The organism is Janthinobacterium sp. Mn2066, assembly GCF_049319705.1.
Taxonomy (GTDB): Bacteria; Pseudomonadota; Gammaproteobacteria; order Burkholderiales; family Burkholderiaceae_D; genus Janthinobacterium.
Genome location: NZ_JBMOUF010000010.1, coordinates 94998 through 107465, shown reverse-complemented (window position 1 = coordinate 107465; position 12468 = coordinate 94998). Strand labels below are relative to the sequence as shown.

Below are 12468 nucleotides of genomic sequence, written 5' to 3'. Positions count from 1 at the left end.
TTACCCTGGAAAGTTTTCAGGCGACTTGGCGGCCGTGCGCGCCGTTTCCGCCGAAATCGTGCCGCGCCGCACCAGGTCCGACAGGCACTGGTCCAGGGTTTGCATGCCCACGCTGCTGCCGGTCTGGATGGCCGAATACATTTGCGCCACTTTGGCTTCACGGATCAGGTTGCGCACGGCTGGCGTGGCCAGCATGATTTCATGGGCCGCCACGCGGCCCGTGCCGTCCTTGGTTTTCAGCAAGTTTTGCGAAATCACGGCTTGCAAGGACTCGGACAGCATGGCCCTCACCATTTCCTTTTCTTCGGCCGGGAACACGTCGATGATGCGGTCGATCGATTTTGCGGCCGACGAGGTGTGCAGGGTACCGAACACCAGGTGGCCCGTTTCCGCCGCCGTCAGCGCCAGGCGGATGGTTTCCAGGTCGCGCAATTCACCGACCAGTATCACGTCCGGGTCTTCGCGCAGGGCCGAGCGCAGGGCATTGCTGAACGAATGCGTGTGCGAGCCCACTTCGCGCTGGTTGATCAGGCATTTCTTCGGTTCATGCACGAACTCGATCGGGTCTTCGATGGTCAGGATGTGATGGTTGAGCCGTTCATTGACGTGGTTCACCATCGCCGCCAGGGTGGTCGACTTGCCCGAACCGGTCGGCCCCGTCACCAGCACCAGGCCGCGCGGGCGCATCGCCAGTTCGCCGAAGATGCGCGGACTATTGAGTTCTTCCAGCGTCAGCACTTTCGACGGGATCGTGCGCAGCACGGCCGAGGCGCCCCGTTCCTGGTTGTAGGCATTCACGCGGAAGCGGGCCAGGCCGGGAATCTCGAATGAAAAATCGCACTCGAGCGCTTCTTCATAGGCCTTGCGCTGGCTGTCGTTCATGATGTCATAGATCATGCCGTGCACTTCCTTGTGCTCCAGCGGCGCCACGTTCAGGCGGCGCACATCGCCATTGACCCGTATCATCGGCGGCAAGCCGGCCGACAGGTGCAAATCGGATGCCTTGTTCTTGACGGAGAATGCGAGTAGTTCGGAAATGTCCATTTATAATCCCTGTGCCTGCAATATGGGCTGAATCGGCGGATGAAGTTTGCCGCAGCCCGAATCCACTAGAAAATGATTATGTCCACAATCGAACAGAACTTGCAAGCCGTACGCGGCAGTATCGCGCAGGCGGTCAAAGAGGCGCAGCGCCCAGCGCAAGATGTCACGCTGCTGGCCGTCTCGAAAACCTTTGCTGCCGATGCCGTGCTGCAAGCGGTGCAGGCGGGCCAGACGGCGTTTGGCGAAAACTATCTGCAGGAAGCGCTGGACAAGATTGCCGCCGTACAGGCCGCATTGCCGCAGGGCGGCCTCAGCTGGCATTTTATCGGCCCCATCCAGAGCAATAAAACCCGTCCCATCGCCGAACATTTTGACTGGGTGCACACGGTCGAGCGCGAAAAGATTGCCGTGCGCCTGTCCGAACAGCGCCCCGACGGCTTGCCGGACTTGAATATCTGTTTGCAAGTCAATATCAGCGGCGAAGCCAACAAGAGCGGCGTCACGCCGGCAGAACTGCCGGCGCTGGCGCGTGCGGTGGCGCAACTGCCGAAACTGCGGCTGCGCGGCCTGATGGCGATCCCGGAGCCGGAAACGGAGATAAGCCGCCAGCGCGCTGCGTTTGCCCAACTGCGCGTGCTGTACGAACAATTGCGCGCAGAGGGTCTGGCGCTCGATACCTTGTCGATGGGCATGTCGGCCGATTTGTCCGCCGCCGTGCTGGAAGGCGCCACCATCGTGCGCGTGGGTAGCGCGATCTTTGGTTCACGAAACTATTCTTGATTGGAAAGAACGCTCATGACGACAGCATTGAAAATCGCCTTTATCGGCGGCGGCAATATGGCGGCAGCCCTGATCGCGGGCCTGGCCGGCAAGTTGACGGACGGCAGCAATATCCACGTGGTCGATCCGCATGCACCGGCGCTGGAAAAACTGCAGGCGCAATTTGGCGTCAGCACGGCCAGCAGCGCCGGCACAGCCTTGCGCGCGGTGGACGTGATCGTGCTGGCCGTGAAACCGCAAAGCATGAAAGAAGTCACGGCGCAATTGCTGCCATTCATTGATGTGGAAAAACAGCCGCTGCTGCTGTCGATCGCGGCCGGCATCCGCGCCACGGATCTGTCGCGCTGGCTCGGCGATTACCCCGCCATCGTGCGCTGCATGCCCAATACGCCCGCCCTGATCGGCATGGGCATCACGGGCCTGGTGGCCAGCAGCGGCGTGACCGCTACGCAAAAAGCCCAGGCTGACGCCATCTTGCAGGCGGTGGGGAGCACCGTCTGGCTCGACGATGAAGCGCAGATCGACCCCGTGACGGCCGTCTCCGGCAGCGGCCCGGCCTATGTGTTTTACTTTATCGAAGCGCTGCAGCAAGCGGCCAGCGAGCTGGGCTTGACGGCGCAGCAGGGCACGCAGCTGGCGATCGCCACGTTTACGGGCGCGGCACAACTGGCGGCGCAGTCGACGGAAGCGGTGTCCCTGCTGCGCGAGCGCGTCACCTCGAAAGGCGGCACCACCTATGCTGCACTGACCAGCATGGAAGACAGTGGCGTGAAGGCGGCCATCGTCAAGGCGGTCAAGGCGGCGGCTCAGCGTGGGCGTGAGATGGGCGACGAGCTGGGAAAATAAGTAACTACATCACTTTGACGGCGCGGCCGATGTACAGCACCGGCCCCGTCGGCCGGCCTGTGGGCGAACCCGTGGCCGGTTCCAGCGTGATTTCAAACAATTGCTCCGGCTGCAGAGGCGGCAGTTGATCCAGCTTCATCTTGACGGTCTGGCCAGGTTGTACCAGACCCAAAGACACGGGGGCGCCCCAATCCTTGCCCTTGGTCCAGAACTGCAAGGCTTTTTGCCGTGGCACGGAAGTGGAGCCCAGCGGGATCAGGCTCAGGTCGCGGCTGCCTCGGTTGCCCGCCTGCACGATCCAGCCGGGCGCCTTGTCGTGCGGCGCCACCAGCACCACCAGATAGCCGGGACCGGTCGTCTCTTGTGTTTGCAAGGTCATGGTCACGGCCAGCACGAGTGCCGCCGTCAGGCCGCCGCCAGCCAGGATGCGCCAGAAAGCCAGATTATTCCACCACGCCTGCCAGCCGCCCGCTTGCCGCACTGTTTGCGGCGCAAACAGGCTGGCGCTGATGCGCGGCCACAACTGGCTGGATGGTTCCTGTGGCGGCGCCAACGCCGTCAAGGGCAGCAGGCGCTGCTCCCAGGCGTCGATGGCCTCGCGCAAGGCGGGTTCGTTTGCCAAACGTTGTGCCACTGCGGCCCGTTCATCGAGTGGCAGGGTGCCCAGCACATATTCGCCAGCCAGTTGCTGCAGATCATCATGGTCAGTCATCCCATGCACTCCCGCAAGGCGGCCAGGCCCCGCTTGACCCAGGCCTTGACGGTGCCCAGCGGCGCTTGCAGGCGTTGCGCAATTTCACTGTGGGTACAGCCGTCGACATAGGCGTACAGGATCGCATGGCGCTTCGATTCTTCCAGGTGGCCCAGGCAATCGTGCAGCCTGCCCATCCCGGCTTGCACGGCATAGGTTTCGTCGGGGCTGTCGTGCAGGCGTTGGTGCAGCAGGGTTTCCACGGTATCCTCGTCGGCCGATACTTCATGCGCGCGGGCGCGCATCAGGTTCAGCGCCTGGTGCCGCACCACCACATAGACCCAGCCCTTGCCGCTGCCGCGCGTGGCGTCGAAACTGCCGGCGCGGCGCCAGATGTTCAGGAAGGCGTCATGCAGCACGTCTTCCGCCAGCGCCCGCTGGCGCACGATGCGCAGGGCCACGCCCAGCAGATAGCGGCTTTCCTGCTGGTATAGCTGATGCAATGCCAGCTGCTCGCCCCGGGCACAGGCGCGCAGGGCGGCGTCGTAATCGAATGTGGCGGCGGGTGTTGGCAAGGTGGGCGCAATCGATCAGCAATAGTACGGTTGGCAAATTGAAAATGATTATAGGTTATTGCCAACCGTTCAGTTCCCACTCTTTAAGCTGCTTTCCAGAAAATGTAGTCGGCCTGGTAGGGCACCCACTGCTTGGCGCCGACTGTTTCAGCACTGCAACTGCTGCCCGGCGCCACGCCGCCGCTGGTGGCCACGCGCTGGATGTAGGTGACGCCCACCATGGCGCCGTTGCCGATGGCCGGATTGGCTTTCACCAATTGATACGGGATATTGCCGGCGCCGGCCGGTGCTACCGCCACTTGCGTTGCCGTCACTTTCGAGCCATCGAGGCTGGCCCAGGTGGCAGGCGGGCCGACATAGGTGCCGACCTGTTGGCCGTTGCGGTTGTTCAGGGCCGCGTCCGGTCCCACGAAGGCCCATTCGTGGCCATTGGCCTCTTTTTTTGCTTTGCATTCATAGGCGATCTTGCCTACGCCGACGGTTTGCAAGGCCACCTGATGGCCGTCGGGTACTTGCACGCTGGCAGGCAACTGAGCTTGCGAATAGCGCGCACCCATCGGGGCGCAGGCCGCTAGCAGGGCGGCGCTGCACAGCAGGATCAAGGCGGATGGAAGGATGTGCAATGCGGTGGCGCGTGGTGTCATGACGGTCTCCTGGCGGTGGTAACGATGTCAGCCTGATTGACTGATACCGGTACTACCCGCGAGGAGAACGTTTGGATGCAGCACAATAAAAATAATTATGGCGGTTGCCTTTCCACCGGTGGCGGCGCGCGTTTGCCGACGCGCTGCAGCACCGTGCGGATCAGGGGCCGGGCGGCGTTGGCGTGTTTCAGCAGCGACGCCCCGGCCAGCAGCAGCGGCACGAAGCGGCGCGGGCGTACCAGCAGCAAGCCGACGATGCCGCCACCTATCATCAGCGGCACCTTGAAGCGCGTGGCCAGGGTATGGCGCAAGTTGCCGCCCGTCAGCGGCTCCAGCAATTGCCGGGTTTCCACGTCCAGCGCCAGGCGCTGCAGCGCGCATTCGGCCACCAGCGCATCGCGCCGCTGGGCCAGGCTGGCGGCGCTGCCGAGCCGCGCCAATTTGGTGGGATGGGTGGTCATGAGGGCTCCGATCCGCGGCGCGTCAGCGCTTGCAAGCCTTCCAGGTCCTTGTTCAGCTCGGCCATGGTGAAAGACAGCAATTTCGGCTTGCTGCGGAAACTGGTCCGCACGCCCAGCAAGGTGGCGAGGGCGCCGACGATGAACACGGCGGCCGTCAGGCCGATGGCGGCGATGCGATGGGTATCCCAGAACAGCACGATGACCATGAAGATCAGCAAAACCAGGCCCACGAACAGGGACAGCAGGGCCAGCATGGCTAGCGCCAGATAGGTGAGGAAGCGCAGCGACTCTTCTTCCATTTCCACTGCCGCCAGCGCCAGGCGGGTCTGGACGATGGCGGCGATGGTGGCTGCGACTTGGGCGACATGATGAGCGATTGCCATGGGCTGCCTTTCGCGTCAGGATGAATCAGGCCAGTCGGTATGGCGGCCAGGCCGCCCGTGTATGCCTTGCGGTTGGCGGCTGAATTAGCGGCGCGACGACAGCAGCAGGCCGAACAGCACGCCCACGACGGCGCCGGCACCGACCGCTTTCCAGGGATTGTCCTGCACGTACTCGTCGGTCGCCTTGGCGGCCTTTTTGGTGTGGTGCACCAGGTCCTCTTCCAGTTTGCGCAAGTCGCGCTTGGCTGTTTCCACGGTGGCCAGGAACTTTTCCTTGACGGCCTTGATGTTTTCGCCCGTTTGCCCGGTAGCGCCGTCCAGCCAGCCTTCGGCTTCGTCGATGACGTCTTTCAAGTCGCCAATCAGCTTGTCGCGCGCCTTGTCGGCATCGGCCAGGACTTTTTCGCTATTGGATTTGCCGGTATGTGTTGAGCTCATGTATTACCTCATGGAAGTGAAACTGCACAATGAAATACCAGTGTAGGCAGCAGCGGCGACGCTGTCTTGCGCCGTCTCAACGGAAGCCTGAGCCACCGTCAGGACGGGCTGTCAGCCAGCCTGGATGGCTAGCGGAAAGCAAAATCGAGGACCACGCCCGCAAATACTGCTGCTCCTAGCCAGTTATTATGCCGGAATGCTGCAAAACACGGCATACGCTCGCGTGCGCGTATCAGGGTGTAGTGGTAAACGGCGCAACCGGCGGCCACCAGCAAGCCTGCCACGAACCAGCCGCGCAAGCCCAGATACCAGCCGCAGGCCAGCCACAGCAGCAGGAAAGCGGCATAGCAAAACATGATGATGGCCACGTCGTAGCGGCCAAAAGTGATGGCCGACGTCTTGATGCCGATCTTCAAGTCGTCATCGCGGTCGACCATCGCGTATTCCGTATCGTAGGCCACCGCCCAGAACACATTTCCTAGCAGCAGCAGCCAGGCGACCACCGGCACGGCGCCCGTGATGGCGGCAAAGCCCATCGGAATGCCGAAACCGAAGGCGATGCCCAGATAGGCTTGCGGAATGGCAAAGAAGCGCTTGAAATAAGGGTAGGTGGCGGCGATGATGACGGCGGCCACCGACAATTGCTTGGTCAGCGTATTGAGCGGCAGCACCAGGCAAAAGGCCAGCAGGGTCAACACGCCGGCCACGGCCAGCGCTTCCTTGCCACTGATGCGCCCGCTGGTAATCGGGCGCTCGGCCGTGCGCTTGACGAATTTGTCGATATCCTGGTCGGCGTAGTCATTGATGGCGCAGCCTGCCGAGCGCATCAGGAAGGTGCCGAGGGTAAAGATGAGGATCAGACGCCAGTCCGGCAGACCTTGCTGCGCCAGCCACAGCGCGCACAGGGTAGGCCACAGCAGCAATACGGTACCGATCGGCTTGTCGAGCCGGATCAGGCGGAAATACAGCGCCAGCTTATTCATGGGTAACTCAATCTTGTTGAAGAGAAACGCCGATTATCGCAAATAGTATGGCGCTGCAGGGTGAACAGCAGTTTTTTACGCTTCCAGGCAAATCGTATCGACGCCAGGCAGGTTGCAGCTGGCAATTGCCGCGCACAGGGCGTCGATGGCCGCCTTGCGGGTAAAGCTCTTGCGCCACAGCATTACCACCCGGCGCGAGGGCGCCGGTTCTTCGAACGGGCGGTAGGCCAGCATGCCGTCGGCGGCATCCATATTGGGCACGGAGGCGCGCGGCAGCACGGTCAGGCCGATGCCGCTGGCCACCATGTGGCGGATGGTTTCCAGCGAGGAGCCTTCGAAGGTGCGCTGCATGCCGTTGCCGGGCGAGGAAAAACGCGCCATTTCCGGACACACTTCCAGCACCTGGTCGCGGAAGCAGTGACCATTGCCCAGCAGCAGCATGGTTTCCGACTTCAAATCCTGGGCCGCGATCTGCTTGCGCGCCGCCCACGGATGGTGGCGCGGCATGGCGACCACGAACGGTTCGTCATACAAGGTCTGCATGGCCATGCCGTGTTCAGGCAGCGGCAAGGCCATGATGGCCACGTCCAGCTCGCCCTGGCGCAGCAGTTCCAGCAGGCGCACCGTGAAATTTTCCTGCAAGATCAAGGGCATTTGCGGCACTTGCTCGATCATGGCCTTGACCAGCGGCGGCAGCAGGTAGGGGCCGATGGTGTAGATCACGCCCAGGCGCAAGGGACCGGCCAGCGGGTCCTTGTTTTGCTTGGCCAGTTCCTTGATGGCGGCCGTCTGTTCCAGCACGCGTTCGGCCTGGGCGATGATTTGCGCGCCCAGCGGCGTGACGGAAATTTCGGCGCCGCCCCGCTCGAACAGCACCACGCCCAATTCGTCTTCGAGTTTTTTGATGGCCACTGACAAAGTCGGCTGGGCAACGAAGCAGGCTTCGGCGGCGTGGCCGAAGTGTTTCGCTCGCGCGACTGCAACGATATATTTCAGTTCAGTCAGTGTCATAAGGAGATTGAAACACAGGATGTACTTACTTGCAATTACTTGCATGGAATGCAAGGAGGCCAAGACGGCAGAAAGCGCCAAACTGTGGCGCGGATGGCGTATTGTAGCGGATCGGCCCCTATAATGCGGGCAGGGTCACGATGGAGGCGGTCATGGAACTGAGTCTGCAGGCATTGGAAGCGGCAATCAATTACTGGCGGGAACGGCAACCGGCACGCGGCAACGAATATGCGCTGTCGCCGCCCGTCAGCCGCCTGGCCACCGTGTATGCGCTGATGATATACCGTCACCAACTTACTATTGAGCAAGATAGCCTGGAGCCGGCCGTCCTGGCGCTGATCCACGAGCTGGACTGAAACTTATACTGAATGAGAAGAGACTATCTGTATGCCTGATTTTGAAAACAAGATTTGCAGCCGCGACACACTCAAGGAGCGCGCCGCTGCCCTGCCGAAACCGGTGGTCGTCACCAATGGCGTATTCGACATTTTGCACCGCGGCCACGTGACTTACCTGGCGCAAGCCCGTGCGCTGGGCGCCTCGCTGGTGGTGGCCATCAATACCGATGCCTCCGTCAAGCGCCTGGGCAAGGGCGATGACCGTCCGCTGAACAGTTGCGAAGACCGCCTGGCCGTGCTGGCGGCTTTGGCATCGGTGAGCCTGGTGGTGCCGTTTTCGGAAGACAGCGCGCTGGAAGTGGTGCAGGAAATCACGCCTGAAATCTATGTCAAGGGCGGCGACTACGACATGACGGCGATTCCCGAAGGCAAAGCGGTGCTGGCGTATGGCGGGCAAGCCGTGGCCATCGATTTCAAGCACGACCGCTCGACCACCAAGCTGCTGAGCAAGGTGCGCGAAAAATAGGGAATCAGTAGCTCAGCCAAGCGCAAGATCAAGGCGGACGTCTTGCGCTCGCACAAAGAACCGCTTGTTTGTTGTATTTACAATATCCCTGGGGCGGTGAGCGGCATGGTCAATGTTTCCACAAGGATAAAAAAGCGTTACTATGATCACCATGCCACGGCTGCGTGAAAATCAGCCGCAGCGCGTAGTGCCGCCTTTCCTTTTAGGTCTTAATTTACGCCACACGCCACGTCCCATGGCGGTCATCGTTTGCGACAGAAGAAATCAATGGATCATAAAACCACGGGAGAATGGCTGCTGCAGTCCGGCGTATGGATAGCCGATGAAGCGCAGTCAGGCTTGCAATTCAAGAGCAGTGCCTTGGGTCATGCGGTGTCGCCGCGCCTGAATGCCGATGATATCGGGCAACTGATGCGTACCCACCGCCTGCCTGACGATGCCAACGTGCATTTTCCACCCGAATTCCAATACAGTCCGTTTACGGGCATCGCCCTGAAGACGCCGGTCCAGAGCGGCCAGGCCAGCGCCTGGGTGCCGCCGTTTGGCGCGCGCGCCATCAATAGCAACGCGGTGCCCGGTGCGGTCGGACTGCGCCAGACGGGCCAGGCCTTGAAGCTGGTCCGCAGTCCCGCGCGCGACGCCTCGGCCGATGCCGGCGCCAATGCGGACCCAGACGTCAGCATGCCGGCGCCGCCGCCTGGCGAATACGCGTTTTTCTCGGCCCGCTTCGGCACCACGGGCGCGGCCCTGCTGGCGCTCGATGCACGCAAGGGCGCCCTGTATGGCTGGCTGCCAGGGCAGAAACTCTGGCTGGCGCTGGAGTCCATGCAGGGGGGCTTGCTGTCGGAATGCCTGCTGGGCGAGATGGCCTGGCGCGCCGAGCTGGCCACCGCCTACAACAGCCGCTTGTACGTGCCCAGCGGCCATGGCCTGGCCTGCATCACCGCCGATTTGCCTTCGCTCAGTTACCAGGTCGAGCACCTGGGCGACGCGCCATCGGTGGCCGCACCAATCTGGTTCCAGGGCCGCCTGTGGGCGCCGCTGCAGGGCGAAGACGGGGTAATCCGTTTCCTGAACCTCGACGTCAACAACCTGGCCGGCGCTGAAGTGCTGCTCGACGGCGCCGTTGCGCTGGGTAAAGTCAGCGCCCCCGTGGCCTATGGCCGCAGCGTGATCTGGCCGTGCGAACATGGCCAGCTGCGCCTGCAGCAGCGCCAGGATGGCAACATGGTGGCGAACTGGACCCCGTGGCCTGCCGGCTTGCTGCCGCAATTCGACTTCGGCTGCCCTTATCTGTCGCGCGACGGCGACCTGTGGCAGCTGTGTTTTGACAGCGGCGCCGACCGTTATGGTTATCTGAAGCTCGGTACGGTGGGCGAATTCGCCGTGGCGATGGAGCCGCGCCTGTGCTCGGGCAGTTGCAATTACCGTTTTTCCACCAAGCTCAAAAGTGCACCTTGGCAAGAGCCGGAGCATGGCGACGATGGCGGCAGCAGCAAGTCGGTGATGCCGCTGCTGGAAGCGGGCGACAGCGTGCTGGGCGTGCGTTTCGACACCCGCGTCAGCCTCGATACGGTGCTGCGCTCGAAAGAGCGCATGTATGCCACCCTGGTGCAGGACGACGAAGTGCGCGTATTGCCGTTCCACACCTTTTTTGTCGATGAACCGTGGCGCATGCGGCTGTTTACGCACCAGGGCACCCTGTGGGCGTATCACCCGTCGCTGGGCCGCATTGATGGCTGGAAATTGCAAGCATGATGGTTTCCATGTCCCGACTATTGCGCTCGGCCGTTGCCGTAGCGGCCTTCTCTCTGGCCTTGCCGCTGCAGGCAGCCGGCATCCAGCAAGCGTTCCTGGTGCAAAACTCGGGCTGGATGGAACCGTTTTACACGGACCCGCAATCGCAATTGAAAGCGCTGGTGGGCGCCGTGGCGCAGGCGGCCAGCACGCCTGACGACCAGCTGTTCCTGCTGGCCTTTAGCCAGAGCAATGGCGGCAATGTCTCGCCAGCGCTGCTGGGACAAGGCCGTGGCGCGGCCGCCATCGCGGGCCAGCTGGCGCCGCTGGGCCTGGCGCGCAAGGGGAGCGGCAATGCGCTGGCCGACACGGATTTCCAGGAAGCCGTGACGAAAACCATCACCGGCCCGTTCCGTTCGGCGTCCGGCATCGTGTGGATCTTCACGAATAACAAGAACAGCCCGAACAACGACAGCCAGACGGCCGAGCGCAACCGCGACTTTTACCGCCTGCTGCACCTGGAACCATCGATCACCAAGACCCTGGTGTATGCCTTGCGCATGCCGGTGCAGGGCAAGCTGTACAGCGCCAAGGGCTTGATGGTGTATGCGCTGGCGTATGGCCAGCCGGCCGCCGAGGCCCTGAACCGCATCCAGGCCGAAGGGCGCCTGTCGCAAGTGCTGACGCGCGCACCGGCCCGCTTGAAACCGGTCGACCAGGATGCCGTGCGCATCGTGCCGCAATCGGTGCAGAACAGCGCCAATGTGCACGCCAGCCTGGGCCGCGACGGGCGCACCATCGTGCTCGACGTGGACGCCGAAAAACTGGTGCCCAGGGTGGTCTTGCAGGCGTCGCTGCAAAACATGTTTTTCCCGTATGTGATCGAACACGCCACTGTGCAAGCGAGCCTGGCGGGCCAGGCTGCGCCGCTGCAGGTGAGCCCCGGCGAGATCAGCGGCTTGTTGCCGGGCGCCAGCCAGAAGGTGGAAGTGCGCTTTGACTTGCCGATGGCGCAGATTCCTTCGCCATGGTCGACCCAGGCGCTGGCCGCGATGGGCAAGCAGGTGTTGCTGCCGATGCAGGCCACGGTCGGCTTGAGCGGGCAAAAACTGGCCCTGTCGCCCGAGTTTTCCCGTGAATTGCAGGATTTGTTCCCTGGCGACCCGATCTCGGAAGTATTTACGCCGCCCGACAGCGTGCGCGCTTCGCACGCCACGGTGCCGCTGCTGGTGCGCATCCAGTATCCGCTGCTGCCGGTGCTGCTGATCACTGGCGCAATTCTGCTGCTGTTGCTGGCCTTCGTGCTGTTTGGCTTGCTGTCGACCAGCAGCAAGCGCTACCGGCTGGTGGTGAATGGCGTGCCGCGCCAGGTTTTGCTGAAACCATACAAGAGTCTCGTCATCAAAGATGATGGCGGGCGCGAGATCGGCACCATCCGGCGCGGCCTGGGCAAACCCGCCATCGTGCGCGTAACCGATGGCCAGAGCTTGAGCCTGGGCTGAACCCGTATCTATTTTTATCCCTGATTACCCCCTATTTACTATTCGAGGCAGACGATGGCACAAGAGACTCCCAAAGACAATGCAGGCTTCACCTTGCCGGCGCCGGCCAGCACGCCCGCCGACGCCAGCGCCAGCGTGCCTGCCGCTTCGGCCACCACGGCCAGCGTCGAGGCGCCCGCCACGCTGGACCCGGCCAGCGCCACCGATACCTCGGCGCGCGACACCCTGATCGGCGGCGCCGTGCTGCTGGTGCTGTTCATTGCCTTTTTCTTTGCCAAGAATGCGTATGCGAATGGCCTGGTGGCCAAGCGCTTGCCGCCGAACAAGGCCAACGCGTCGGGATGGTGGCTGTTCATCTTCCTGGCCAGCCTGGCGACGGCGGTCGTGCTGGCGGCCGTGAATGCGCATAAATTCCTCGCGCCGCTGTTCATGGGGCCGCTGCTGCTGGTGGGCCTGGTGGCGCTGGTGCTGACGTTTACGTCCAGCCGTAACTAAAGTACACAAATTAA

At 62.5% G+C, this 12468-nt stretch carries 16 protein-coding genes; 7 read left to right on the top strand and 9 right to left on the bottom strand.

Going from position 1 to position 12468, the window contains the following annotated elements:
- Positions 1-1044 (bottom strand): type IV pilus twitching motility protein PilT, encoded by a 1044-nt coding sequence (locus ACL9RI_RS19910; protein WP_183680101.1) that lies wholly within the window; start codon positions 1042-1044, stop codon positions 1-3.
- Between the two features lie 78 nt (positions 1045-1122).
- On the opposite strand from ACL9RI_RS19910, the gene ACL9RI_RS19905 reads away from it, so the two are divergent.
- The gene (locus ACL9RI_RS19905) at positions 1123-1824 is read left to right on the top strand and encodes a YggS family pyridoxal phosphate-dependent enzyme (protein WP_422728228.1); all 702 of its coding nucleotides are present in this window, start codon (positions 1123-1125) and stop codon (positions 1822-1824) included.
- 15 nt (positions 1825-1839) lie between these two features.
- Positions 1840-2670, top strand: a complete 831-nt coding sequence (gene proC, locus ACL9RI_RS19900) for a pyrroline-5-carboxylate reductase (RefSeq protein ID WP_422728227.1) — start codon at positions 1840-1842, stop codon at positions 2668-2670.
- A gap of 4 nt (positions 2671-2674) precedes the next feature.
- On the opposite strand, the gene ACL9RI_RS19895 is transcribed toward proC, so the two are convergent.
- The 8 genes from ACL9RI_RS19895 to ACL9RI_RS19860 all read right to left on the bottom strand — a co-directional run bounded on the left by ACL9RI_RS19895 (position 2675) and on the right by ACL9RI_RS19860 (position 7856).
- Positions 2675-3382, bottom strand: coding sequence for an anti-sigma factor (locus ACL9RI_RS19895; RefSeq protein WP_422728226.1), 708 nt, complete (start codon positions 3380-3382; stop codon positions 2675-2677).
- Positions 3379-3936, bottom strand: coding sequence for a sigma-70 family RNA polymerase sigma factor (locus ACL9RI_RS19890; RefSeq protein ID WP_422728225.1), 558 nt, complete (start codon positions 3934-3936; stop codon positions 3379-3381). The genes ACL9RI_RS19895 and ACL9RI_RS19890 overlap by 4 nt, the downstream gene beginning before the upstream one ends.
- An 83-nt stretch (positions 3937-4019) precedes the next feature.
- Complete coding sequence (locus ACL9RI_RS19885) at positions 4020-4580, bottom strand: DUF3455 domain-containing protein (protein WP_422728224.1); 561 nt, start codon at positions 4578-4580, stop codon at positions 4020-4022.
- Between the two features lie 95 nt (positions 4581-4675).
- Positions 4676-5041 (bottom strand): hypothetical protein, encoded by a 366-nt coding sequence (locus ACL9RI_RS19880; protein ID WP_422728223.1) that lies wholly within the window; start codon positions 5039-5041, stop codon positions 4676-4678.
- Positions 5038-5424, bottom strand: a complete 387-nt coding sequence (locus ACL9RI_RS19875; protein ID WP_422728222.1) for a phage holin family protein — start codon at positions 5422-5424, stop codon at positions 5038-5040. Before ACL9RI_RS19875 ends, ACL9RI_RS19880 begins: the two co-directional genes overlap by 4 nt.
- Positions 5425-5508: 84 nt before the next feature.
- Entirely contained in the window at positions 5509-5862 is a 354-nt protein-coding gene (locus tag ACL9RI_RS19870; RefSeq protein WP_422728221.1) for a DUF883 family protein, read from the bottom strand.
- A 128-nt stretch (positions 5863-5990) separates the two neighbouring features.
- Entirely contained in the window at positions 5991-6845 is an 855-nt protein-coding gene (ubiA, locus tag ACL9RI_RS19865; RefSeq protein WP_183680083.1) for a 4-hydroxybenzoate octaprenyltransferase, read from the bottom strand.
- Between the two features lie 75 nt (positions 6846-6920).
- Positions 6921-7856, bottom strand: a complete 936-nt coding sequence (locus ACL9RI_RS19860) for a hydrogen peroxide-inducible genes activator (protein ID WP_422728220.1) — start codon at positions 7854-7856, stop codon at positions 6921-6923.
- 152 nt (positions 7857-8008) lie between these two features.
- On the opposite strand from ACL9RI_RS19860, the gene ACL9RI_RS19855 reads away from it, so the two are divergent.
- The 5 genes from ACL9RI_RS19855 to ACL9RI_RS19835 all read left to right on the top strand — a co-directional run bounded on the left by ACL9RI_RS19855 (position 8009) and on the right by ACL9RI_RS19835 (position 12454).
- Positions 8009-8212, top strand: a complete 204-nt coding sequence (locus tag ACL9RI_RS19855) for a DUF3717 domain-containing protein (RefSeq protein ID WP_422728219.1) — start codon at positions 8009-8011, stop codon at positions 8210-8212.
- Between the two features lie 31 nt (positions 8213-8243).
- A complete protein-coding gene (rfaE2, locus tag ACL9RI_RS19850) occupies positions 8244-8720 on the top strand; it encodes a D-glycero-beta-D-manno-heptose 1-phosphate adenylyltransferase (protein ID WP_183680077.1) in 477 nt (158 codons plus the stop codon).
- Positions 8721-8987: 267 nt separating this feature from the next.
- The gene (locus tag ACL9RI_RS19845) at positions 8988-10478 is read left to right on the top strand and encodes a hypothetical protein (RefSeq protein WP_422728218.1); all 1491 of its coding nucleotides are present in this window, start codon (positions 8988-8990) and stop codon (positions 10476-10478) included.
- Between the two features lie 8 nt (positions 10479-10486).
- Entirely contained in the window at positions 10487-11959 is a 1473-nt protein-coding gene (locus tag ACL9RI_RS19840; protein WP_422728217.1) for a hypothetical protein, read from the top strand.
- Between the two features lie 54 nt (positions 11960-12013).
- Positions 12014-12454, top strand: coding sequence for a hypothetical protein (locus tag ACL9RI_RS19835; RefSeq protein ID WP_422728216.1), 441 nt, complete (start codon positions 12014-12016; stop codon positions 12452-12454).
- Positions 12455-12468 lie beyond the last annotated feature (14 nt).